This window comes from Nostoc sp., from assembly GCF_036917315.1.
Lineage (GTDB): Bacteria > Cyanobacteriota > Cyanobacteriia > Cyanobacteriales > Nostocaceae > Nostoc.
Genome location: NZ_JBALDR010000018.1, coordinates 81059 through 104319, shown reverse-complemented (window position 1 = coordinate 104319; position 23261 = coordinate 81059). Strand labels below are relative to the sequence as shown.

The 23261-nt window shown below is 41.6% G+C and carries 22 protein-coding genes; 10 read left to right on the top strand and 12 right to left on the bottom strand.

Features of this window, described 5'->3' with window-relative positions:
• Positions 1–6: 6 nt before the first annotated feature.
• Complete coding sequence (locus tag V7K84_RS10550) at positions 7–972, bottom strand: SGNH/GDSL hydrolase family protein (protein WP_334837892.1); 966 nt, start codon at positions 970–972, stop codon at positions 7–9.
• A gap of 296 nt (positions 973–1268) precedes the next feature.
• On the opposite strand from V7K84_RS10550, the gene V7K84_RS10545 reads away from it, so the two are divergent.
• The 3 genes from V7K84_RS10545 (at position 1269) to V7K84_RS10535 (ending at position 4828) form a co-directional block, all read left to right on the top strand.
• A complete protein-coding gene (locus tag V7K84_RS10545; RefSeq protein ID WP_190240958.1) occupies positions 1269–1409 on the top strand; it encodes a hypothetical protein in 141 nt (46 codons plus the stop codon).
• A 177-nt stretch (positions 1410–1586) separates the two neighbouring features.
• Entirely contained in the window at positions 1587–4484 is a 2898-nt protein-coding gene (locus tag V7K84_RS10540) for a glycerol-3-phosphate acyltransferase (RefSeq protein ID WP_334837890.1), read from the top strand.
• Entirely contained in the window at positions 4481–4828 is a 348-nt protein-coding gene (locus V7K84_RS10535; protein WP_094351371.1) for a cupin domain-containing protein, read from the top strand. The genes V7K84_RS10540 and V7K84_RS10535 overlap by 4 nt, the downstream gene beginning before the upstream one ends.
• A gap of 191 nt (positions 4829–5019) precedes the next feature.
• Here V7K84_RS10535 and V7K84_RS10530 read toward each other — a convergent pair whose 3' ends face one another.
• On the bottom strand, positions 5020–5376 hold the full coding sequence (locus V7K84_RS10530) for a hypothetical protein (RefSeq protein ID WP_334837889.1): 357 nt from the start codon (positions 5374–5376) through the stop codon (positions 5020–5022).
• A gap of 372 nt (positions 5377–5748) precedes the next feature.
• Between V7K84_RS10530 and V7K84_RS10525 the strand changes: the two genes are divergently transcribed.
• A complete protein-coding gene (locus tag V7K84_RS10525; protein WP_334837887.1) occupies positions 5749–6102 on the top strand; it encodes a hypothetical protein in 354 nt (117 codons plus the stop codon).
• 15 nt (positions 6103–6117) lie between these two features.
• Positions 6118–6480: a ribosomal maturation YjgA family protein gene (locus V7K84_RS10520; RefSeq protein WP_334837886.1), complete on the top strand. Its 363-nt coding sequence runs from the start codon at positions 6118–6120 to the stop codon at positions 6478–6480.
• Positions 6481–6764: 284 nt separating this feature from the next.
• On the opposite strand, the gene V7K84_RS10515 is transcribed toward V7K84_RS10520, so the two are convergent.
• The 3 genes from V7K84_RS10515 to cobJ form a co-directional block, all read right to left on the bottom strand.
• Positions 6765–7811: a glycosyltransferase family 2 protein gene (locus V7K84_RS10515; protein ID WP_334837884.1), complete on the bottom strand. Its 1047-nt coding sequence runs from the start codon at positions 7809–7811 to the stop codon at positions 6765–6767.
• A 538-nt stretch (positions 7812–8349) separates the two neighbouring features.
• A complete protein-coding gene (locus V7K84_RS10510) occupies positions 8350–8595 on the bottom strand; it encodes a hypothetical protein (protein ID WP_334837883.1) in 246 nt (81 codons plus the stop codon).
• A 6-nt stretch (positions 8596–8601) separates the two neighbouring features.
• Positions 8602–10323 (bottom strand): precorrin-3B C(17)-methyltransferase, encoded by a 1722-nt coding sequence (gene cobJ, locus V7K84_RS10505; protein ID WP_442940940.1) that lies wholly within the window; start codon positions 10321–10323, stop codon positions 8602–8604.
• A gap of 289 nt (positions 10324–10612) precedes the next feature.
• Here cobJ and V7K84_RS10500 point away from each other — a divergent pair, with 289 nt between their 5' ends.
• Positions 10613–10861 (top strand): helix-turn-helix domain-containing protein, encoded by a 249-nt coding sequence (locus V7K84_RS10500; RefSeq protein WP_334837880.1) that lies wholly within the window; start codon positions 10613–10615, stop codon positions 10859–10861.
• Positions 10780–11517 carry a BglII/BstYI family type II restriction endonuclease gene (locus V7K84_RS10495; protein ID WP_334837922.1) on the top strand — a complete coding sequence of 246 codons (738 nt, stop codon included), beginning with the start codon at positions 10780–10782 and terminating at the stop codon, positions 11515–11517. Before V7K84_RS10500 ends, V7K84_RS10495 begins: the two co-directional genes overlap by 82 nt.
• Positions 11518–11542: 25 nt before the next feature.
• Here V7K84_RS10495 and V7K84_RS10490 read toward each other — a convergent pair whose 3' ends face one another.
• Together V7K84_RS10490 and V7K84_RS10485 are read right to left on the bottom strand one after the other, a co-directional pair.
• On the bottom strand, positions 11543–12652 hold the full coding sequence (locus V7K84_RS10490) for a DNA-methyltransferase (RefSeq protein WP_334837879.1): 1110 nt from the start codon (positions 12650–12652) through the stop codon (positions 11543–11545).
• 255 nt (positions 12653–12907) lie between these two features.
• Entirely contained in the window at positions 12908–13297 is a 390-nt protein-coding gene (locus V7K84_RS10485; RefSeq protein ID WP_292732278.1) for a hypothetical protein, read from the bottom strand.
• 228 nt (positions 13298–13525) lie between these two features.
• Here V7K84_RS10485 and V7K84_RS10480 point away from each other — a divergent pair, with 228 nt between their 5' ends.
• Entirely contained in the window at positions 13526–14227 is a 702-nt protein-coding gene (locus V7K84_RS10480; protein ID WP_334837877.1) for a DUF547 domain-containing protein, read from the top strand.
• On the opposite strand, the gene V7K84_RS10475 is transcribed toward V7K84_RS10480, so the two are convergent.
• Together V7K84_RS10475 and V7K84_RS10470 are read right to left on the bottom strand one after the other, a co-directional pair.
• Positions 14212–14967, bottom strand: a complete 756-nt coding sequence (locus V7K84_RS10475; RefSeq protein WP_334837875.1) for a TIGR04283 family arsenosugar biosynthesis glycosyltransferase — start codon at positions 14965–14967, stop codon at positions 14212–14214. The two genes, V7K84_RS10480 and V7K84_RS10475, sit on opposite strands and share 16 nt — an antisense overlap.
• A gap of 69 nt (positions 14968–15036) precedes the next feature.
• Positions 15037–15498, bottom strand: coding sequence for a rhodanese-like domain-containing protein (locus V7K84_RS10470; RefSeq protein WP_334837873.1), 462 nt, complete (start codon positions 15496–15498; stop codon positions 15037–15039).
• Positions 15499–15698: 200 nt separating this feature from the next.
• Here V7K84_RS10470 and V7K84_RS10465 point away from each other — a divergent pair, with 200 nt between their 5' ends.
• Positions 15699–16586, top strand: a complete 888-nt coding sequence (locus V7K84_RS10465; protein WP_334837871.1) for a pirin family protein — start codon at positions 15699–15701, stop codon at positions 16584–16586.
• Between the two features lie 349 nt (positions 16587–16935).
• Entirely contained in the window at positions 16936–18354 is a 1419-nt protein-coding gene (locus V7K84_RS10460) for a collagen-like protein (protein ID WP_334837869.1), read from the top strand.
• Between the two features lie 288 nt (positions 18355–18642).
• Here the strand turns inward: V7K84_RS10460 and V7K84_RS10455 are convergent, their stop codons facing one another.
• The 3 genes from V7K84_RS10455 to V7K84_RS10445 all read right to left on the bottom strand — a co-directional run bounded on the left by V7K84_RS10455 (position 18643) and on the right by V7K84_RS10445 (position 23002).
• On the bottom strand, positions 18643–19203 hold the full coding sequence (locus V7K84_RS10455; RefSeq protein ID WP_334837867.1) for a nitrate transporter: 561 nt from the start codon (positions 19201–19203) through the stop codon (positions 18643–18645).
• A 453-nt stretch (positions 19204–19656) separates the two neighbouring features.
• On the bottom strand, positions 19657–20832 hold the full coding sequence (locus tag V7K84_RS10450; protein ID WP_334837865.1) for a patatin-like phospholipase family protein: 1176 nt from the start codon (positions 20830–20832) through the stop codon (positions 19657–19659).
• A gap of 850 nt (positions 20833–21682) precedes the next feature.
• Complete coding sequence (locus tag V7K84_RS10445; protein WP_334837864.1) at positions 21683–23002, bottom strand: dihydroorotase; 1320 nt, start codon at positions 23000–23002, stop codon at positions 21683–21685.
• Between the last annotated feature and the right edge of the window lie 259 nt (positions 23003–23261).

Below are 23261 nucleotides of genomic sequence, written 5' to 3'. Positions count from 1 at the left end.
CGAATATTAGTGACGAAGTGACGCCTCCCCCAGTATTTCCAAAAGCGATCGCTCCATAACTTCACTGACAAATTTATTTCCTTGCAAGTTGAGGTGAATGTGATCGTGAAACAAACCTTGCGGCTTGGTAGTTGAATTGAAGTTCGGTAAAAAGTCTATATAGTGAATTTGCTGTGCTTTGGTAAAATCACTCAAGCGCTGACGTGCTTTTATTTCGTAATCGCGGGGGCCTGGTTCACCAATTTCTCGTAGTAAAGGAGTCATCACCAGCAGAAATTTGCTGTTGGTTTGGCGAGTCAAGGCTTGAATTTTAGCGATCGCCTCCAAATTAACCCCCACGCGATCGCCTGATTCTTTTTGCACGGCTTGCAGTTCAGGAATTGGCTTTTGCTTGACGATATAACGCTGCCACACTTCCACTAATGCCAGCGGAGGTTTACGATCGGGATAATTGCGATCGCGTCCTACTGGTAAAGAAGTAGGAGGAGTTGCAAACAAATCATCAGTATTAATTAATAACACCACTGCTTGCGCGTTAAAAGTGCCAAACTTCTCTAAATAAGCTAATTCATTCCTTGGCCCCCAAGAGTTTGCTGAAGCATTTAACACTTCTACTTCCTGATAATTACTATTAGTGAATAATGGTAGAGAACGCATCATCAAACTAGATATTGTATTAGTCTGATCTGTCCACCAGCCACCGTTAGCAATAGAATCACCTAAGAGGAGAATTCGCAGCCCAGAAGGTGCAGGTATCTTTTTTATCGGACTACCTCGCATAGAATATTCATTAATTTCAATGCGATTCCCAAAACGACGAGTACGTTGGTTGGGAGCCAACAAATAACCAATCTGCTCATCGCCAATATAAATCAGGGGATTACCAAAACCAAACAGCGATCGCAGTCCGATCTCGATCGCCAAAAACAATCCCACAACCACCGCCAAAATTACGCTCAGTGCTATTTTCACCTACTCACACCCTCTTATACTGAGTTGCTTTTCAATGATACTGGGGGATTGGGCACAAGAGGCGGAGGGGCACAGGGGCAGAGGGGAAAAACTTACTGTAACTTCTCCCCTGCTCCCCTGCTCCCCTGCTCCTCTGCTCCTCTGCTCCCCTGCTCCCTTGCTCCCCTGCTCCCCTGCCCCCCTGCCTCCTCCTGCTTCTAAATTTTTAAAGTGAATTTAACGTCATCCGCAAATAGAAGGACTACAATCAAAACGGACAAATATTTCATGCTCCAACAACAGAGGATTACAAAGCTGTGTCCGACTTAAATCGCGGAATTATGAAATTTAAGGGAGCAGATTCTCCAAAAGTAGTCACTATCTCTACCGTGTTGCTTCTGGGATCGATCGCTGCTCTCGTAATCTGGGCGCTGCAAGCTGCCTATGCGCTAAACTAAAACCATTAGTCGTCTAGAAGGACACTTGTCTTAAACGGTTTCCGTCTTAGCCAAGTGTCCATTTAGCAACTAATAAATAAAACCCCCCCTTATAACCATCAAAAATTTCAGCAAAACTTTAGATTTTAGATTTGAGGTTTTAGATGGAAAATTTAAATCTAAAATCCAAAATCCAGAATGTTTGAACCTTGGGGTATCTTAGTTATTTTAATTGTCTGCCCCCTTTTGGGCGGATTACCCCTGATAGCATGGATAACTTACGCCCTCAAACGGAAGCAGTTATCACAAGTTGGTACAGGAAATATTAGTGTATCAGCTGCCTTTTATCATGGCGGTAAAATTGTCGGAATTCTGGCAGTCTTGTCAGAAGCTTTTAAAGGAGTTGCGGCAGTCTTACTCAGCCGCATTTTCTTCCCAGATGGATCGTCTTGGGAATTGGTTGCCCTAATCGCTCTGGTAATCGGTAGATACTGGATAGGCAGAGGAGCAGGTACGACAAATGTTGTCTGGGGATTTGTCGTACACGATCCACTGGTGGCGATATTTGTATCTTTCTTTGCAGGTATTGCTTTTACAATTCTGCAATCAAGAAAGGTAGTCAAATTTGGGGTTTTGCTGCTTTTTCCTTTGTTTGTGGCACTTCTGCACCTGAGCGATATTCCCAGAATACTTGCTGCTGTGGCCTTAGCTGGTTTAATGGGCTGGATTTACACCAAAATTCCTGATGATATGAAACTGCCAGCCCAAGAGGCACAAACAGAATCGCAAGCGATGTTGGAATTTTTACGCGGCGAGCGCACAATGGTTTCTCTAGATGAAGAGTTGAATGCTGCCATAGTCGGAGAAAAGGCGGCAACATTATCTCAAATTAAACGCTGGGGCTATTCAGTGCCGAAGGGATGGGTACTAGCACCTATCGACGATCCAGAAGGGTTAACAGAATTTCTCCAACCATCAGAATTATCTCCCTTGGTGGTGCGTTCCTCCGCTATTGGAGAAGACTCAGAACACGCTTCTGCTGCTGGACAGTATGAAACAATTCTAAATGTTACTAGTCCAGAGGCATTACAGTCAGCGATCGCTCAAGTTCAAGCTTCCTACAATCATCCATCTGCTGTCCAATATCGGCGCGATCGCGGCTTAAATGATACAGCAATGGCTGTGTTGATTCAGCAACAAGTCCAGAGTGTGTATTCTGGCGTTGCTTTCAGCCGCGATCCCATTACCCAGCAAGGCGATGCGATCGTGATTGAAGCCCTTCCAGGCAGCCCGACGCAAGTCGTTTCGGGAAAAGTCACACCAGAACAATATCGCGCTTTTGTCGTTGAAACAGAAAATTCTTACTCTGTACAATTAGAGGGTGAAGGACGAGTCCCACAATCATTAATCAAACAAGTTGCATACTTAGCTTACCGACTCGAAAAACGTTATCATGGCACTCCTCAAGATATAGAGTGGAGTTATGACGGGCAAACGCTTTGGGTGTTGCAATCTCGACCGATCGCTACTCTGTTGCCCATCTGGACGCGCAAAATCGCTGCTGAAGTCATTCCCGGAGTAATTCATCCCTTAACATGGTCAATTAATCGTCCCTTAACTTGTGGAGTTTGGGGAGAATTTTTCACTTTAGTTTTAGGCGATCGCGCTTTGGGGTTAGATTTCGCCAAAACAGCAACTCTGCATTATTCCAGAGCTTACTTTAATGCGTCTCTCTTAGGAGATATTTTTCTCCGTATGGGATTGCCGCCGGAAAGTCTGGAATTTTTAACCAGAGGAGCTAAATTAAGTAAACCTTCCTTGCAGTCAACTTGGGAAAATTTGCCAGGATTAGGGAAGTTGCTGAAGCGAGAATTCAGTTTAGAAAAGGACTTCAAGGAAGATTATCACAAACGCTTCATTCCTGGGTTGTCGCAGTTGACGCAGGAAGATATAGATAGCTTGGAACCACCCAAGCTGTTGGCAAGAATTGATTTTATTCTGGAGTTGCTGCGTCATGGGACGTATTACAGCATTTTAGCTCCTTTAAGTGCCGCCCTAAGACAGGCGATTTTTCGGGTAAAGGATAGGCAAATCGATCATAGCGTCACCCCAGAGGTAGCGGCATTGCGATCGCTCAGTGCGATCGCTACAGATGCCAAGCAGGTATTGGTTGAGTTTGAGCCACAGCAAGTATTTGAACAATTAAAGCAAACCCCTGAAGGAGAGAAAATCCTCCAAGCATTTAACGAATTGCTGCAAGATTACGGCTACTTAAGTGAAGTAGGAACCGATATCTCCGTTCCCACTTGGCGGGAAAATCCCCAGATGATTCAGCAGATGTTTGTGCAGTTAATGCAGGGGAATGAACCACAAGCAGGTGCCAAAGACGCGATTAATAGTATCTTTGCTGGTAAACGCAAACGCTCTTTCGTGCAACGCCGTGTAGATATCAAAGGACGAGTCACCGAAGTTTATTCCCGGCTTTTAGCTGAATTGCGTTGGAGTTTTGTGGCTTTAGAAAAAATTTGGTTAGAGTCTGGTTTACTCAAGAAAACAGGCGATATCTTTTTTCTCAACTTTGATGAAGTGCGGCGTCTAATTGTAGATGAAGATTCCAGCTTATTAATAGAGCAGTTAGATGAGTTAGTAGAATTTAGGCGATCGCAATTTGTACAAGATAGCGAGATTATTCAAATACCTCTTTTAGTCTACGGCCATACACCTCCTCACCCGTTAGCTCCCTCTGAACTTTACTCTGACCAAATTTTACAAGGTATCGGAGCCAGTCATGGGCAAGCCGAAGGTAGGGTAAAAGTGTTGCGAAATTTACAAGAGATTCCAGACATCGACCGAGATACGATTCTGGTAGTACCTTACACAGATTCCGGCTGGGCACCATTGTTATTAAGGGCTGGAGGATTAATTGCCGAAGCTGGAGGAAGACTTTCTCACGGTGCGATCGTTGCTCGTGAGTATGGAATTCCCGCAGTCATGGATGTTCGTGGTGCTACATGGATATTGCAAGATGGTCAACGAGTCAGGATTGATGGGTCTAGGGGTATTGTGGAATTATCTAATGATTTAAGACCCGAATGATTACCACTTCCCTGAAAGACTTGCCTGAAGAGTCGGTTTCTCACAATGCCGAAATCAAGAAAAAGGTGATGTTACGCTTCGGCGATTTACCTCACCTAACTAATTTTTCTCAAGCACGTTTTGCTCCTGGACAAACTGCACCAGCACACGCGCATCAAGATATGTGCGAGGTATTCTTTGTGGAAGCCGGTTCAGGAGTAATTCACATTGATGGTACAGAATACCCCTTGCTTCCGGGAAACTGCGTAGCGATCGAACCGGGAGAAGTACACGAAGTTGTCAATAATGGCTCAACCGAACTTGTTTTGACATACTTTGGTTTGCGAGTCGAAAAATCGAGCTAATCATTCAGTTAGGATCGTTAACTAGCAATTGAGGTTAGTTTGATTTTGAATAAAACACGCAGTGGGGGCATAACAATGTTATGTCCTTAGAAAAGTTTGCGGATGTTGTTTATAAATCAATAGATTTCAGATCAAACCAAAACCCTGATGTAGAGACGCGATTTATCGCGTCTTCAAAAATCGATGATTTACTAATATACCAAGGGTGTCGCGTTGCGCATCTGACGCAAAGAATTTATACAAGCAGGACAATCACAGCCAAATAAGTTGATTGCCACATTGCTTTCTTCATCATTGAACTCCAGCATGGGAGCATCTTCTTGAGAAAACTCTATTTCACGCTGATAGTTAGGAATTTGAGCCAATACAGAAGCCCTGGCACATACTAAACCCACTTTATGTTTATTGCGTATACAAGATAGACGATCTGTGATTTTGGCTCCTGGTTCTGGCTCCATAGCTTGTGCGTGATTCAACATTACTCCCATAGAGAGAAGAGAGCTAATCAGCACTGGAGAAGAAAGCAAACTCAGTATGAATTTGTTCATTGGTTTTCTTGAAAAACAATCTCGATTGCTCAGATTATCCGATTAAATCTTACAGTGCAAGTAAATGTGTATCAGGAATAGCCCGAAATCCAGATGTAGAGATGCGATTTATCGCGTCTTGAAATACCAAGGGACTTCCGAAGTCAAAAATATCTATCCTATTGGTGTGTAGGCAGTGTTTCGACTACGCTCAACAACCGAGCTGGGGGAGATAGAAGAATATTATCTGAGTAAATTGGATAATTTATTTTCTGAAAGTCCCTAATTATTTACACCAATAACCCTTAATTGAGCCGTATTGTCGTATAACGCAAGTCTGTTTCTAATAACGTCAAAGCAGAAGTTGCTACAGGCTGCGCGAAACACCGAAACGTGAAAGCAGAAGCTCTTACAGGGAAGACGGAAGTTGCTACAGACTGCGCAAAACACGGAAACGTGAAGGCAGAAGCTCTTACAGGGAAGACGGAAGTTGCTACAGGCTGCGCGAAACACGGAAACGTGAAAGCAGAAGCTCTTACAGGGAAGACGAAAGTTGCTACAGGCTGCGCGAAACACGGAAACGTGAAGGCAGAAGCTCTTACAGGGAAGGCAAAACAGAGAAGTTTATTGGTAGACAAAGAGTTTTATATCCCATTGTCATTTGGAAACCTACTCAGTAATAATAGAATCTTCAACATAATCTATCAAAAATTAAAGAGATTGATAGTCAAAGCAGGTGTTTTTTGAGCGCTATTGATTGCCATGTTTATCTTCAACAAAAAATATTTTTATCTCACAATTTTACTATTTTTAATAGAAATATGTATTGCTGTTTTTGTCAATGATAGTTTCATTCGTCCTTTTATCGGTGATGTTTTAGTAGTTATATTAATTTATTGCTTTGTCAAAGCTTTTTTGAATATACATTCATCCATCGTCGCTTTATCAGTTTTTGCCTTTTCTTGTACAATCGAAATTCTGCAATATTTTAATTTTGTAAATAATTTAGGATTACAAAAATACAAGATTCTGGCTGTTGCTTTGGGAAGTGTATTTGATTGGAAAGATATTTTTGCTTATGCAATAGGTATCATAACAGTCCTATGGTTGGAAAATAGAACATGATTACTCGATCGAGTATTTCGCGGCGTTCAATAGGGAGAGTAAATTCAGGAATAATATTCTAAATTCAATCATATCTATCTCCAATACAAATCAGTATAGGAGCTATGATTTGGTTGTTAACCCAACTGACTACAAGATTATTTTCTTGGAATGAGGCTGCGTAGTTTACCGCCGTAGGCATCGCAGCCAAGTTGCGAAGACGTACAGCTTTATAAACTTCCCAGTCACAGGGTTGTCTAATTACTCCCTTACCTCATATTTCTGTAACAATCTTTTGGCCTTAGTTATTTATTATTGCTGGGAGAATAGAAACTGGGATGCATGGGTTTTCTTCGTTTTATCTGGATATTATAAAGCATCTCAAAAACTAATTCATTACCCATCACATAGTATTGAAATCGACGTTGGATAATATCGTTAAATTTATAAATAAAATCATAAAAAAAACTTGGATTTTTCGTGAGTTCTTTCAATGCTAATAACCATTTTCCTTCTTTGATAGAGAATGAAACTTGATAGTAAGCTAAAGTTCTGTTGTAAACTGTAAGATTATAAGACAGAGCACGCATTAAAGCTGGATTTTTTTTCACAGCTTTTTGCTGCATGAAAGAATAAGTAGCTATGCAATATTGATTTAGACGTTTAAATGGGCTTTCACGTACAAGAGAAGAAGAGCGCGAACGGTAGAAATAATAGGCTTCTGGCACTAGAAAAAAGCGAGCGCCATTAATTAAGCATTTCATGTCAAGCCAAAAGTCCTCAGCTATACTTAGGGTTTCATCGTACTCTATGCTGTGTTTAACCAAAAATTCTCGTTTGAACATAGGCTTACTTAAACCAAGATGCAGCCCTGTTTTTCCATAGACATCAGTCTCTACGAAATAAACGATATCAATTTGGAGAATTTTATCTATATGTTCTCCACTTTCTTGAATCAATGTACTCCAAGGAGATGTTGCACCATCTTTTATAAAATAAACATCATCTGCAATCATATCTGCATTTGCTTGTTCTGCTAGCAACACAAGCTTTTCTAATCTTTCATGAGCATACCAGTCATCTGAATCAAGAACAGCAATCCATTCTCCTTGGGCTGCTCTGATAGCAAGATTACGTGCAGCAGAAACCCCAAGGTTTTGTGGATTAACTATCACTGTGAGACGTGGATCGGTAAAACTCTTTGCAACTTCTACAGTTTTATCAATCGAACCATCATCGACAACGATAACTTCAAGCTCAGTGAGGGTTTGATTTAAGACTGACTCTATTGCCTTCTTAATATAAACTTCAGTATTGTAGGCAGGGATAATTACAGAGACTTTAGGATTCATGAAACTAAACTCCTGACTAATTACTACATGCTTAGATTACAATGTTAAAATTCCAAAGAAAATGTGTTGAAATAAGAATTCAGAAGTCCGAATCAAGACACTTAAGGATTTCTTGGCATTCGCGTTAGCGTCTCTGAAAGAGAAACCTTTCGTAGAGAAGGAGCTTCGTTCTCAATCGGGGATTTAGACCCACTAATGAATTCTTGTATCACCAAATTTTCTTGTTTTGTGAGGTTCTTAAACCTGATGATTCATCCGCTAGTTGTACATAATTCAGAATAAATTCTGACTTTTGACAAATGTATTCTGTTTGATAATAATTTATTTTTTCATAGCGTAATCACCAATGATTTTTACTCATTTACATTCCAGGTAGGTGAGAGATATTGGGATTTTTGTTTGAATGAACTACATACACGAGTTGTATAGTAACACAACTGTGACTGCTGTTGTGAAAATTCAAAATTTTGACGATTTACCACTTGCTGTTGCAGGCTTTTGGGAACTTCTATGTATGTTCCTTAGATTTTTCTATGTGTTAATAACCTGCTAATTGATGAATTGAACAAAAAATAATGTTGGACACCTTTTGCTCGGCTGCTTGTGTTCCTTTTATGTGATGTACATCACACTCAAAAATTACAATTCGTTTGATTTGTTTTATTTCTAAAGCATAAAGGGTAGCGATCGCAGCATTACAAAAAATGCAAAATCCCATCCCTTCATCTTTGAGTGCTTTAAAAAAGTGCTTATCCTTTTTTGCTCTCTTTGCTGACAGCGCCAATCGTGCCTATTCGGTATAGCGACGCGGCGTATAAACCCAGATATTACCATCGCGGCGCTTAATGGTTCGGGTTTTTGTGGAACCAACGAGAATAATTGTCCGCATATCAGCGCTTGCTGGAGTTAACTGCTCAAGTGCGATCGCTTTTACCGTCTGTCCTGGGCGACCGAGATTTCGGGCTAATACTACTGGTGTATCTGGTGTTCGATGTCGCAGCAAAATATTTCTCGCTTCTGCCAGTTGCCAAGTACGCTCTTTGGAAACAGGATTGTAGAAAGCAATGACAAAATCAGCCTCGGCAGCAGCGGTAATTCGTTGTGCGATCGCAGACCAAGGTTTCAAGATGTCAGAAAGGGAAATAGCACAGAAGTCATGCCCAAGAGGCGCACCAATGGCTGCTGCTGCTGCCTGCATTGCAGAGATGCCTGGGGCTACATGAATGTCGATACTGTCCCATTCAGGTTTAGCATAGCGATCGCACACCTCAAAAACCGCTGCTGCCATTGCATAGATACCGGGATCGCCAGATGAAACTACAGCTACATATCGCCCAGATGCAGCCAAATCAAGGGCCATCTTTGCTCGTGCTTCTTCTTCGCGGTTGTCAGACTCATGCCGTTGCTTGCCATCAGCCAGAGAACCAACTAAATCTAAATAAGTTTTATAACCTACTAGGTCAGTTGCCGACTTGAGAATCTCCTTCACTTCTGGAGACATCCACAGCGAACCACCAGGGCCCGTGCCAATAATCGCTAACCGTCCGCGTGGCTGACCGATGGTATTGGGGTCAATTACTTGAGGGGCAATAGCGATCGCAATGCTAGCAGAAGGAGAAGATAAAGGGGATGCACCTGTGGCGGCGATCGCTGCGGCTTGGGCGGGGCTATAACCTTGTGAAAGTAGACTTTCTAGCTGATTTGGGGTAAAAAAGCGGGTGGGTACTCCCAAGGCGCTAGATACGGCGTGGATTGCGGGATCGGCTGCGGCGGTGATGGGTGCAAATATCCCGGCGACTGATGTTTTTTCTAGTTTGGCATCAGCTAGTAGCTGTTGTACTAAAACGACTGCATTATCAATGATGCCACTAATTGCGATCGCGATCGTTGCTGGATGGTAGACAAGACAGTTGGCTGTAGGAGTCACCAAACGTTCTGTAACTTGGATGGTCAAATCTCCCTTGGCATCTATCGGTAATTTACTATCGCTCAACCAAGGTGCTATTCCTTCAAGATTAACTTGTGCCCCAGCTAGCACATCTGAAATAAATTTCTTTGCATCATCTGGGTTTGCCAAATGGTATCCAGGAGGAGGAGATAATAGCGTTGTGCCTAAACGTAAATCGCCTGTGGTCGTAATTGCAGGTTTAACATCCAGGACTTCGGCAATGCGACGCGCTAAATCGTTTACTCCACCAAGTCCACCCAACAAGGGAACAACAGCACTACCATCTTCAGCCACAGCTAGCACTGGTGGTTCCTGTCGTTTATCCGAGATTACCGGAGCTAGCGTCCTAATTAAAATACCAGCAGCACAAATGCCAATCAGAGGTCTTCCCTGCATAAATAACTCGCGTAGCGTCTCGCCAAAATTTGTGAAGCTGACATCAACTTCCGATGTGCGACCCTCTAAACCGTATAGTGTTGCCCCTGGTAAGACGCTGATTATCTTGCGTGCTACTGTCACGCTATTTTGACCCAGTATTACAATGGCAGGTGCAACATTCATCATCATAAATAGATATCTTGCAAAATTTGATATCCTTCAAATGAAACCACAGATTTAGACATGTAGCGACTTCACATTTACGACCTTGAGGAATTAAGGGTGCGATGTCTACCAAGGGCAACTCTTGGAGAGGCTACGCTAACGCCTACGCGCGTGCTGTTTTCAGCATAGCTGTTAAAAACCTATTTTGGGTTTATCCTATATTAGGTTTTAGAATTTAACTGAGTTTAGCAATATGTAATAACTCTCATCGAGATCGAATAAACCATCGCCAGAAAAAAGGCAAGCTAAAGTGCCTAAATCAGTTTTCAGCGAAGATTACAATCGGTTTCGCCAGTTACTTATAGAAGCGCGGAAAGCTGCAAAGCTCACTCAAACAGAGTTGTCAGCAAAGCTAGAGCTTCCACAATCTTATGTATCAAAGTATGAACGTGGAGAGCGTCGTCTTGACGTGATTGAATTTTTACAAGTTGCCCAAGTTCTAGAAATCGATCCGCTTGCTTTTATCAAAGAACTGGTGAAATACCAAAAGGAGACATAATAATCATTATTCAATATGTTGACTTTAACGCAGCAGATACAATAATTAATACCCAATACCAAAACGAATGGCATGAGATTAGTGCTACTCTCACTAGAATGCCTTTGCACATCAAGGCTTCAGATCAAGCTGGAATTCAAGGTAATGCAATATTCGATCCAGTAGGTACGAACGAATATATTAAAGCTGCTTTTATTCATGATGGTTGGCAATCAAATATTCCTATTCCAGGACCTTATAGATTTTTAGGTACAGATGTTGATTTTGCTAAAACTGGCATTATCATTGAAATTCAATTTTCTAACTATCCCTTTTTACTCAATAACACTTTGCGCTCAGAATTGTTCTTCAAAGCTAAAACTGAATTTGTTGGATACCCGACTAATTTGGTAATTATAGTAACAAAGGCTCTGATGTTTCCTGCCTCCAATAGCACTCTTTATTACGAGCAAGCTGTTAATCAATTAACAGCTTTGGCTAAAAACCAAGTTTTTGATGTACCAATCAGACTGGTTGGATTATTTGAACAACAAAATACAATAGTTCCTATTATCTGGACTGAGTATTTATCTAAAAGATATTCTAGAACCGTGAATACTAGAGTTAGTCGCCAATGCCAAATTATTGCGGGAGTACAGCCCGTAGTCGTTGTCTAATTAACTTATTGTAAAAATTAATCTATTAAGTCCATAATCTCAATTCGATTTGTTCTACTTCTTCTATTTGTTTTACCATTTGATTTTGTAAAGAGGTCGTTTTCCCATTTCCATTAAGCTTTGCATCTACTGGAATCTCTTCACCTCTTAGATTAGCTGCAAAAGCAGATTCTTCATAGATTAGTCTATCTTCCATTTCTTGCAAATGATACTCTTCTGGATAAATTTTTGCTTTGCTGCGTTCTGAAGCTTTATTTCCTACTTGCACGTCAAACTTAAATTTATCAATAGATTGACCAGTTTTTTCAACATAATCACGCAATGTTTTTAAATTTGGAAAACAACCATTTTTATCTGGATTGCCACTGAGACGACGCAACGCAACTTGATGATATTTCGGTTCAATTTCTGACCCGATAAAATGACGTTCATGATCTCTCGCAACCACTGCCGTAGTACCAGCTCCCATAAATGGATCTAAAACAATATCATTTTCGTTAGTTGTAGCTAATATCATTCTAGCTACCAAGTCTTCTGGAAATTGGCAGGGATGTATAGTTTGTTCTTCATGATTGTGTTTAACATTCCGAAACAACCAAATATCACCAGGATTTTTACCTTCTGGATTGCATGAAAGTTCCCCCTTTCGATTTCCTCGATAATGTTTCTTATTTTGATACTTTTGGGGAACTCTAATAGCATCTAGATTAAATTTATAATTATCTGATTTAGTAAACCAAAGAATAGTTTCATGTCTACAAGAAAACTTTTTCTGGGCATGAAGACCATGTTGCCTAGCCCATATAATTCGGTTGCGAGGAATTAATCTGCATGACTCTAAAATCGGAAAAAAGCGAATATCCAAAGGAATCAGCATTCCTCGGTCAGAAAAAGCACCAACTTGCCAAAATAGCGAACCTGTATTTTTGAGAATCCGGCTACATTCAAACAGAACGGCTGTTTGTTCTGCCAAATAAATCTCAATAGCTTGCCTTGATTCGTATTCTTTGCCTAGATTATAAGGTGGAGAGGATACAACTAAATCAACACAATCATCTGGCAGATTACTCAGCATTTGTAAGCTATCCTCCAAGAGAATCTGGTCTAAGGGTAGATTCTCTCTATTAGTCTTCATTACGATACCTACCTTGCAAGTAATACTAGGCTTTCGTCATCATAACCTATTTTAGGTTATTAGCAAATTTAAATAGTAGATGGAGTATAATACCATACTTACTTTAACAATATACCTTGTCGTCGTAGACATACATACCTAAAGGCGATGGAGAAGCGATCGCACTTTTTTGAGAGAATGCGATCGCTTGTTAAATTGGAAATTAGAACTCCAACCAAAATCCAAAGAATTTCATCCCTAATCCCCAGTCTCAACTCAATTAGCTTTACGTTCTTTCAGTACTTGATCTAGCAAATTTCTAGCAGGTTGTGCTTTAGCCAACGCTACTTGATGGTCATTATAAGCACGAACAAGGCGAGAAAGACTGCTCACACCTGTCTTGAGTTGCTCAAGTTCTTCACCAGCAACTAGTTCTCCATCAAGCATCCGCCCAATCAACGGTTTGATATCGCCCACTTCCTGCCGGACTTTTTGGAGCTTTTCTAGAGAACTCAGTAAGGTTTTTAGTGAGTTCAATATGTCGTCAATATCTTGGGCATCCTCCACTGGCTCAGGTGGATTTTCAATTGCGATCGTATCTTTGTCTGAAGCTGTAGGCAATTCCTCTACAGACGTTTCACTTGTAACCCCGTTTGACCGTGCCATCAACGCTTCCTCAAGGAATTTTCCTCAGTGTATCGCTGATTTCAAGTTGCCAAAGATAGTATTGTTATAATTCGTTAAATAAATACTTGTACAAATTCAACTGTACGTCACTATTACGAAACCAAAGAATTCTCTTAGCTCTAAATCAGGACTATTTCATTCTATTTTTAGGATTCAATTGGTACAGGTATAAGTAAAAACAACGACCAACATATAAACACAGCAATAATGATTGATTTTGAACCTTGGGACAGGTTGTTGCGTCAGTATGTCGATCGAGAGGGTCGTGTAAACTATATTGCTTGGAAAACTGAGCAACCTCAAGCGATCGCAAATTGGTTGTCGAGTCAAAAAAATCTGGCTTTTACATCTAATAGCAACACTTCTGAGCAATTGGCATTGTGGATCAACCTTTACAATGCGTTCACCATTTCGACAATTTTGGAGAGATACCCGCTTGAGTCAATCCGTCCGCGAATCTTAGGCATTCCCAACTGGCTGGCTTTTTTGTGGTTCTTCCAACGTCGTGCTTATTATATATTTGACGAACATTACAGTCTAGCCCAAATAGAAAACCAGATTCTGCGGAATCAATTACAGGAGCCACGAATTCATTTTGCAATTGTCTGCGCTTCCGTTGGTTGTCCGTTACTGCGGGCTGGAGCTTATTTTCCTCAACAAGTTACTCAGCAGTTAGATGAAGATACCCGTCGCTTCATTAACAATCCTGAAAAAGTCCGTTATGACTCAGATAGTAAAACGCTCTACTGTAGCAAAATCTTTAAATGGTATCGTCAAGATTTTCTTAAGGTCAAATCCTCTATTCCAGAATATATCCGCTCCTACCTAGAAACAGACTTGCCAATAAATGCTTCAACGCCGATTTCCTATCTCTACTATGACTGGAGCCTGAATCAGCGAATATCTTGATAAAATTGTTTGAGATAATTTGCATCAACGCCAATCCCCCACAAAAAACCGATATAAAGGTAGATTGCGTTTGCTTTCCAGCTACCCCATTTTGCGACGCGGCGATCTGAAGAGTGAACAATGCGGTTCACCAGATAAATACGTCCTTTTTTAACCAATCTCAGGCATAAATCTCCATCTTCCATAATCGGTAATGCCTCATCAAATCCATTGCAATCCCAAAAGTCAGTGCGACGACAAAACATTACCTGATCTCCAAACAACAGGCGCAATCCTCGAAAAAACAGGTGAGGCTTAAATAGCAGTGGCGCGTAGTAGGTTTTTAAATAATTATGTAGAGAGACGCCCCAGCGAGTCGTTTGAGATCCACTCATTAGAGAAATGAACCCCCCACAGGCAATAGTTGGTTCTGCTAGGGTTTGCTTTATTACCGTGATTAAGTCATCCGGCACCCAAGTATCTGCATGAAGAAAGCAAAGAATATCTCCAGTTGCAGCTGATGCTCCGTAATTCATCTGAATAGAACGCCCACGCTGTTCAGATGAGAGAACTTGTACGCCTAGCGACTGATTTAATGACCCCAAGCATTGTTTTGCAACTGCCACTGTCTCATCATTGCTGCCACCATCTACTACTATCACTTCAAAAGCAGGCGGATTAAGTAAAGTCAATTGGCGTAATGTCCGCCCTAAACTAACTGCTTCGTTTAAAGTAGGAATGACAATCGAAACTTGAGACATGCAGCTTAAGTAGTTTTATCGTTGCTTTTATTCTACTTACTTAATGTTGACAAGCTCTTAGTCCAAAGGTCAACACTCCTGAGTATGGTAAGTAGCTTTTAGCAGTTTTCCCCAGATTGCATTGTAAGGATGTACAAGCTGTGTCGGATGCCCATTTTGAAAGATCGGCCTGCCTTCGTTTGCCCACTGAAAAATTCCACCACTCAAGTTATAAATGCACTTCATCCCGGCTTTATCCAGTTTTTGGGCTAATTTTGCGCTCCGGTAGCCAACAGCACAGTACACAACAATTGGTCTATCTTTTGAAACTGTTGCAACTGCTGCTAAGTCCTCTGTGAGAGGATCTATGCGAACTGCTGTTTCGATATGGCTGACTGCATACTCAGCCTGACTTCGTGCATCTAGCACTAATGGACGGGGCTTTGCAGAATTTGATAGTAATTGAGCTAATTGGTTGCAATTAATTTCCTCAACAGTAGGAAACTGAAATCTAATCAGAAGTTTAAGAAAGTTAAACGTGAGCGATCGCACTTGTCAAAAGACTCTCTAGTTGAGAAACAATACTGACTGGGGCTGTGTTTAATGTTTAATAATAAAAAACTAGCAAAAAACAGGCGATCGCATTGGCATCAACTCTACAAAACAAACAGATAACTTATCCAGATTAGCTTATTTCAAAGTAAATATACTTATAATAATTACAGCATTTACTAATCAACTGCGATGTATTTATGGCAATTCTTCAACTGATTGAACCCGAAGTTAAAAATCTGGGTGGTTTTTCTGCCCGCCGCAGTTTGCCATATCCTAATCGCCAAACGGTTGGGCCGTTTATCTTTTTCGATCATCTTGGTCCGTCCGTTATGCCACCCAATCAAGGCATCGATGTCCGACCACATCCTCATATCAATCTGGCAACGGTAACTTATTTATTTGATGGTGCTTTGATGCATCGCGATAGTTTGGGTACTGTACAGGAAATCCAACCAGGTGCAGTCAACTGGATGACAGCAGGAAAGGGGATTGTCCATTCAGAACGCTCACCTGACTTTGACCGTCAGCAAGAAACTACTATTCATGGCATTCAAACCTGGGTTGCCCTGCCTGTTGAACACGAAGAAACCGAGCCAACGTTCATTCACTATCCGGCTGAAATCCTTCCCACCTGGGAAGAGAATGGCGTTATCATCAAACTTATTGCTGGGCAAGCATTTGGCTATACCTCACCAGTGAAAGCTCTCTCACCTATCCTCTATTTAGATGCAGTGTTGTCTGCAAACACCCACTTCACTATCCCTACAGATTATTCACAAAGGGCAGTATACAGTGTCACCGAGGGGTTGAGGATTAATGATGAACCGATAGAGCAATATCGTCTCGCTATTCTAGAGCCAAGCGATCGAGTTGAGGTCTCTGCTACAGATGCTGCTCGATGTATTGTTATTGGCGGTGAGCCGTTAGGTACACGCTACAAATGGTGGAATTTTGTCTCTAGCCGACCAGAGCGAATAGAGCAAGCTAAAGCTGATTGGCGCGACTCTCGCTTTGCTAGCGTGCCAGATGAAACAGAGTTTATTCCACTGCCAGAAGTGATAACAGAAGCTAATCCTTTTTCATAAGTGTGTCACACTTCAACGCTCACTACCTCGCTTTAGAATGTACAATGTTGCATTCTTTTTTCAAATCGATCGGTCTTTAACCGGACACAATCTCATATTATGTCCGTTTGATTACTTACTAAACCCCAAGAACTCCACCCCGCCAAAGCTGCGCTTTGTCTCCCTGCCCCTAATCCCCAGAGGGGGCCCCGAGTTCCCCGCTTGCGGGGAGGGGGTTGGGGGTGGGGTGCAATAACTGTGGGAATCATAACTAATTATGCGGACACAATCTCACTGGACAAGAGGGAGCAAATTGTTGAAAGTCAGCGTCAGGAGTAGATAATTCAACTAAACTTTTAGGTGTAAATAGATGCACAATGGTTTTAGGAGTAAACTGCCACTACTGCTGACATTCTGCTTTTTTACTAGCTTTTTGCCTGCCTCTGGTTCAGTTTTATGCCCAGCCGTTGCCTCTGACGAATACTATAAATTAGCCAGAAATTATAGCAGAGATGGACGCGCAGGAACCGATGGGCGATCGGGTAGAGATGGTAGCAGCGGTGAAAACCAAAATATTTTTGTCAATGGTTCACCTGTAAATTTTGACTTGTCGGGTAAAGATGGTGAAGACGGGGAAGACGGGGAACATGGCGATCAACCTGACTGTGGTTCCCAACGCGATCGCGTCAGCCATGATATAAATGCACCAGATGGTGGTAACGGTGGTAATGGTGGCAAGGGAGGAGATGGGGGAAATGGTGGTTCCCCCACAGTGTATTACAGCAATTTGGCAGACTTACGGAATATTTCTATCCGGGCAACTGGTGGGGAAGGCGGGCGCGGTGGTAGAGGTGGTAACGGTACGGAGGGTTGTAACTGTCACAGACGGAGATGGGAAGTAAAAACCTGCAAGGGAACTCCTGGTAGCCCTGATTATAAGTGTACTGAAAAGGTTTATCGATGTAGCGATGGTAGCGATGGGCGAGATGGCAGTGATGGTAGCGATGGTAGCCAAGGGCGCTTAGGAACTTTGAGTATTGTCAATAGCAAGGAACCTTTGGCAGCTGATACTCCAACTGTGCAGCTAGCAATGTCGGAACTGATAAACAAACAGTTTAAACTCTCGAAGAATAAGTGGAATCAACGCATAGGCGCAGCTTCTTTACTTGCGCCTAGTTCTGCGATCGCCGATGATTATCGAGAGTTTGAACAGCGTCTAGAAGAGGCTTTTCAAATAGTTTGGCAAGAAAGACAACCCATTACCAGCTTTGGCAATCAAGCCGTAACACTAAATTTAACTGATAACAAACAAGTAGAAATTACTTTTTCTGAGGAATTATGGGTTGACGGTAACAGCAAAAGTGAGGCTAACTTAACAACATTTACCGTTAACCATGCCATTCCCAAAAAAGATGTCACCCGGTTAGCTGTGGCAGAGTTTGCCGATGCCGGACAAAATCTCAACTTAAAAATAGTTGATTTGGCAGCCAAGTCTGATGCCATTAATACTCAGTTTCGCGTGAAATTCCGCGCCCAAGATAGCTCGCACGGTTTTTCTGGCTACAAAACTGAATTTGAAGGGGATATTCCCACAGAACTTGTGACTCGTGACTACAACCGTTTTACTCTAGCTTTGGGCAAGCTCAAAATTCCTGACGAAGCTTTACGCCCTAGTGTCAACGTTGATATTGAAGTCGTAGCAACTCGTTCTTTAGGAATACGTTCTGCCAAGCAAACTATTAGCTGGCAGGGTTCAATTCGCAAGCCTAGTAACGCAAGGCGGAACTAAAAATTAAAAATTAAAAATGAATACAGCATAAGCATTTCATTGATTTGGAATGGGTCGTTTATTTCCACCGTGTTTTACTAGATAAAGAAGAATGTACAATTCAGAATGAAGATGCTGTGCGATCTCCTTTTGGGAGAAGAGAAGGCTCTACGCTGCGCTACCCGCCAGCGATGCACTGAGCCTGTCGTTCGCGGAGCGTCTCGTAGAGAAGTGTCGTACACAATTCATTCTGACTCACCTCGACTACGCTCGGCGACCTCCTGACTCCTGAATTCTGTTCGATAAAGTTTAAGAAGATTTTTTGCCATCTGAAACCATTTGCGAGAGAATATAGGCTGCGAAATCTAATAACTGATCCAGCAAAAAGCCAATGATACCGATGTATAATATTTCCTGGATTATGTAATCAGTATTGCCAGCTTTATAAGCATCCCAAAGAGTAAAGCCAAGTCCCCTTGGGCCTGTTAACATTTCTGTGGCAATAACGATAAACCAGGCTACCCAAATGCTAACTTTCAAGGCATGAAATATATGAAAAATAGCTACTCGAAAGTTATTATTCTGTCTTTTGAAATGCCGCATCCCTATTGCTGTATTAATAATCATCGTCCAGAGAGTTCCCACAAAAACTACTACAATAGCAGCCGAGTCGCTCTCTTGAAACGCAATTAGGGCAATAGGTAGCAAAGCGATAGGAGGGATACTATGAGGGAGCTGAAATATCAGCCGAAATAGCTGATAAACCATGCTATTTATCCCGATAAAATATCCGATAAAACTACCCAATACAGCGGCTGGAATATAACCAACAAATAACCGTTGCAGGCTAGCTAAAATGTCTAAAAACATATTATTTTCTCTGCCTCAGTTCTCATGGAAAAGATTCGGGAAATACTGCGGCAACAATACAAAACAGGGCTGAGAAAAATGTATTGAATTACACATTCTATTTTGTTGCTAAAAATTTTTTATATCTTCTCCTCGTTAATTATTAATTAAAAAACTTAGGTATTATTACGATGTGATAGTAGTAGTACAAAGAAGAGGTAAAGCTTGACTTTACTAAACTTTATCAGAAAAGCAAATTTTAATTAGTAAATTAAATACAATTTCTAGAATTTATCAAATAAGGCACTTATTGCTAGAACTTACGTGCGTAGTTTACCGCCGTAGGCATCGCTCCTTGATTATCTCAGATGATGGAACGAGCCAAAAAAAGCCTTGAACAGGGTATACAAATCAATTGGATGGGTATTCAAACCCCAACCAATTGTAGACGCTTGTAAATAATGACACAGTTCGCTAGTTATCTTTAATAAAAGACGCGATCGCCTTTTTTATCGGAGAACCGGAATCGTCTCTGGTATAGTACGTAAGACCTTGCTCAATGAATGCAGAGGTCGTATCTATTAACTGCTGAAGAATCTCGGAATTAGTATCATCTATTTGTTCTGTGACTTTTTCCCCTGTAAATTTATTTTTCCGCTCTTCTGGAGGTAAGACAATGCGAGGATCTTTATAAGTCTCTTTTGGCTTGGGTTTAAATGTCTCATTTAAGTCAAACTGAAGACGTAAGTAACGTTTAGACTCATATCCACCCATGATTTGTCGGCAAATGGTACTATCAATCTCAGATGTAGGTTCCATAAAGATGTTAGTAAGATTTTTGATCCAGTCTAAGCCTCTCCATTTGCTGATTTGCTTATATTGATATGGTTGACCAGTTTGACCTGTGCCAATAGAAAGGATAGAAATATCTTCCAATCGCAGATTATCTAGTTTATATTTTTGCTTGATTTCTGAAGATACTGAAGACTGACTAATCCTCATCGCTAAACTTAAAGCTGCAAGAGCAGGGTTATTAGCAGAAACTCCTCCATCAATGTGGGGGAATTCCCAGTCACCAAATTTTTGTTTATCTACAGGTTCTAATTTATATGGTGGAAAAAAAGTAGGTGCTGAGGCAGAAGCGGTACATATTTCCCATAAATAACAGTCATCGTACCATCTGTCTCCTAAATCGGGATGACAATTTGTAAAAAAGGTTGTGTTGCGATATAGCGTATCGTAAGCAAGAATCAAAAGAATGGGTTTTTCGATATCCTTGATTCTTGTGGATTTATAGGCATCTTTGAGTACGCTAGTAATTCCATCATGAGAATATTTAGATGGGGAAAATACATCAATAATTGATTTGATGATAGACGGAAAGTTTTTGTAGCGCTCTTTTCTCTCCAGAGGAAATATATCTTTACCTCTATTTTTATACATTTTAATGAGTTCATCACTCTCCTTTCCAATAGCAATTCCTCCTGCTAATATTGAACCAGTAGAAGTACCAGCAACCATGTCAAAATATTCGTGTAAAAACTCTCCTTTTCCCTGATTTCTAATTTCTTGTTCTACTTGTTGAAGTATTCGTGCTGCAACAATTCCACGAATACCGCCACCGTCTAAAGCCAAAATTTTGAAGGACATAGCAATTCTCTTTGATTATTTCTGTGGACAAGCATCATGAGATGAATCACAATACGATTCCATTAGCTTGTTTACTCTTATCCGACTTATCCGACTTATCCGACTGGAAAAATACCTAAGTTTTTTTTTAACGAAGTGCCTTCTCTACGAGACACTACTTATAGCTTGCTTCTCTGTAGAACGGGTATGCGTAGCATCGGTGTCAAGTTAATTTGAAAGCCAGCCTAGAATATATTTTCTCCTTCCCAGGCTCCGCCTTCCGCAATACTCTTCGGTTAAGGCAAGAGACGCGATGAATCGCCGTCTCTACAATAGTCAATCTTTCGTAGAGACGGCGATTTATCGCGTCTTTGTGATTATTTAACTTGAAACACTTAGAAATACAGCAAATTTCTACGTTGTGAGGTTAAGAAATATCCCACCCGCGCAATCTGGCGTGAAGGTTGGGGAGGAATATATCTTGTGTAGTTGCTGTAAATTCAGGGTTTTAGTAAGGTTAAATAAATAGACCTCTTGCAAAAGTCCCTAACACCCCTCCCCGCTCTTCGGGCTACGGTGTACACACATCTTTCTAGAAAACCAAAATCGTCCTAGATCCCCCTAAATCCCCCTTAAAAAGGGGGACTTTGAGAGCTTTTTGCCCCCCTTTTTAAGGGGGGTTGGGGGGATCAAAAGCCTGTGGCGCAACTCTAGAAGACTTGTGTATACACCGTAGCCTTTTTAAGGGGGGTTGGGGGGATCAAAAGCCTGTGGCGCAACTCTAGAAGACTTGTGTATACACCGTAGGCTCTTCGGGAGGGGAGACAAAGTTCTTTCTTATTTTTGATTTATGCAAGAGGTCTAATATTTGCTACAAGAAAGTTAAAGCTTGACCCCGCACTTGCGTATTTACCTGGCCTTTGTCATAAACTATTTCACCGCCGACAATAGTGGTTTTAGCCCAGCCAGTCAGGTTCCAGCCTTCAAAAGGACTCCAATGGCATTTGGTTAAAAGTTCCTCGCGCTGGACTGGGCGGTATGTGTTTAAATCTACAAGCACCAAATCGGCATCGTAACCAGGTGCGATCGCTCCCTTATTCGGAATACCATAAGCCACAGCTACAGCTTTAGACATCCAGTTCACAACTTGAGCAACAGTACACTTGCCCTCCATCGCCGCAGTTAACATCAAAGCCAGGGAAGTTTCCACCCCAGGCATTCCTGAAGGGCTATTGGGATATTCTTGAGCTTTTTCTTCTAAGGTGTGCGGTGCGTGATCTGTCGCGATGAAATCAATTACGCCATCGCGCAAAGCTTGCCAGAGAACTTCGTTATCGTGGGGCGATCGCAAAGGTGGATTCATCTGTGCTAATGTGCCAATTGTTTCATAAGCACTAGTATTTAATAACAAATGCTGTGGCGTAACCTCAGCTGTCACCCAACTCGGTTTCTCCTGACGCAGCAAATCTGCTTCTTCGGCAGTTGACATGTGGAGAATATGCAGACGACGTTGATATTTTTGAGAAAGTTTTAATGCTAGTTGGGTTGCCAGTAACGCCGCTTGATTATCTTGAATTTGCGAGTGAACGGCTGGGTCGTGAATATTGGCAAATTCTTGGCGGCGTTGGTTAATTCTAGCTTGGTCTTCGGCATGAACGGCAATTAAGCGATCGCCTTTGGCAAATATCGCCTCCAATGCTGTTTCGCCATCAACTAACAACTGACCATGCATCGACCCCATGAAAATCTTAATTCCCGGTGTTGGCTTTGCTAAAAGCAAATCTGGTAAACTCTCTGCTGTTGCCCCAATAAAAAAGCCATAATTAACTAAGGATTTGTGTGAGGCCCGTTCTAGTTTGTCGTCTAGAGCCTGTTGTGTCGTAGTTAAGGGGCGCGTATTGGGCATTTCTAAAAAAGAAGTGACTCCCCCTTTAGCACAGGCACAACTGGCGGTGAATAAATCTTCCTTGTGTTCTAATCCAGGTTCCCGGAAATGCACCTGCGGATCGATAACTCCTGGCAACAAAGTTAAGCCTTCTGCGTCAATTTCAGTGACTAGTGCTGTTTGGGAGATTTCTGGCGCAACTTCGACTATTTGGCGATCGCGCGTCAACACATCTCCAACCATCAGTTCACCATCGGGTAAGATTATGCGAGCGCGGCGAATCAGTAACATTTTTGGAGATGACATAGGGATAACCAAGTTTAGACAGCGAGTTATGTATTACAGAGAACCATGCTTTTAGGTTAAACTTATTCGCGATCGGAGTAACCAATTTTTGCCGCGCCTTAAAAAAAAGTTTATTTTTAACAACAGAGGCAGCAGGAGTTTAAGTCCCCCACAAAATCTCCGATTTGGTGGACTGCAATTAGATAGGGTTGAACGCGAGAGCGTCTTATATAGAAGCCTTATCTAAATTCAAACCTCGTACCTCCTACCCCCGGTCACT

What these genes read in the sequence shown, in the direction of transcription:
- V7K84_RS10540 (WP_334837890.1), top strand. Translation starts at nt 1,587, where the DNA reads ATGTTTGAACCTTGGGGTATCTTAGTTATTTTAATTGTCTGCCCCCTT.
- V7K84_RS10535 (WP_094351371.1), top strand. Translation starts at nt 4,481, where the DNA reads ATGATTACCACTTCCCTGAAAGACTTGCCTGAAGAGTCGGTTTCTCAC.
- V7K84_RS10530 (WP_334837889.1), bottom strand. Translation starts at nt 5,376, where the DNA reads ATGAACAAATTCATACTGAGTTTGCTTTCTTCTCCAGTGCTGATTAGC.
- V7K84_RS10520 (WP_334837886.1), top strand. Translation starts at nt 6,118, where the DNA reads ATGTTTATCTTCAACAAAAAATATTTTTATCTCACAATTTTACTATTT.
- V7K84_RS10515 (WP_334837884.1), bottom strand. Translation starts at nt 7,811, where the DNA reads ATGAATCCTAAAGTCTCTGTAATTATCCCTGCCTACAATACTGAAGTT.
- cobJ (WP_442940940.1), bottom strand. Translation starts at nt 10,323, where the DNA reads ATGATGAATGTTGCACCTGCCATTGTAATACTGGGTCAAAATAGCGTG.
- V7K84_RS10490 (WP_334837879.1), bottom strand. Translation starts at nt 12,652, where the DNA reads ATGAAGACTAATAGAGAGAATCTACCCTTAGACCAGATTCTCTTGGAG.
- V7K84_RS10485 (WP_292732278.1), bottom strand. Translation starts at nt 13,297, where the DNA reads ATGGCACGGTCAAACGGGGTTACAAGTGAAACGTCTGTAGAGGAATTG.
- V7K84_RS10480 (WP_334837877.1), top strand. Translation starts at nt 13,526, where the DNA reads ATGATTGATTTTGAACCTTGGGACAGGTTGTTGCGTCAGTATGTCGAT.
- V7K84_RS10475 (WP_334837875.1), bottom strand. Translation starts at nt 14,967, where the DNA reads ATGTCTCAAGTTTCGATTGTCATTCCTACTTTAAACGAAGCAGTTAGT.
- V7K84_RS10465 (WP_334837871.1), top strand. Translation starts at nt 15,699, where the DNA reads ATGGCAATTCTTCAACTGATTGAACCCGAAGTTAAAAATCTGGGTGGT.
- V7K84_RS10460 (WP_334837869.1), top strand. Translation starts at nt 16,936, where the DNA reads ATGCACAATGGTTTTAGGAGTAAACTGCCACTACTGCTGACATTCTGC.
- V7K84_RS10455 (WP_334837867.1), bottom strand. Translation starts at nt 19,203, where the DNA reads ATGTTTTTAGACATTTTAGCTAGCCTGCAACGGTTATTTGTTGGTTAT.
- V7K84_RS10450 (WP_334837865.1), bottom strand. Translation starts at nt 20,832, where the DNA reads ATGTCCTTCAAAATTTTGGCTTTAGACGGTGGCGGTATTCGTGGAATT.
- V7K84_RS10445 (WP_334837864.1), bottom strand. Translation starts at nt 23,002, where the DNA reads ATGTCATCTCCAAAAATGTTACTGATTCGCCGCGCTCGCATAATCTTA.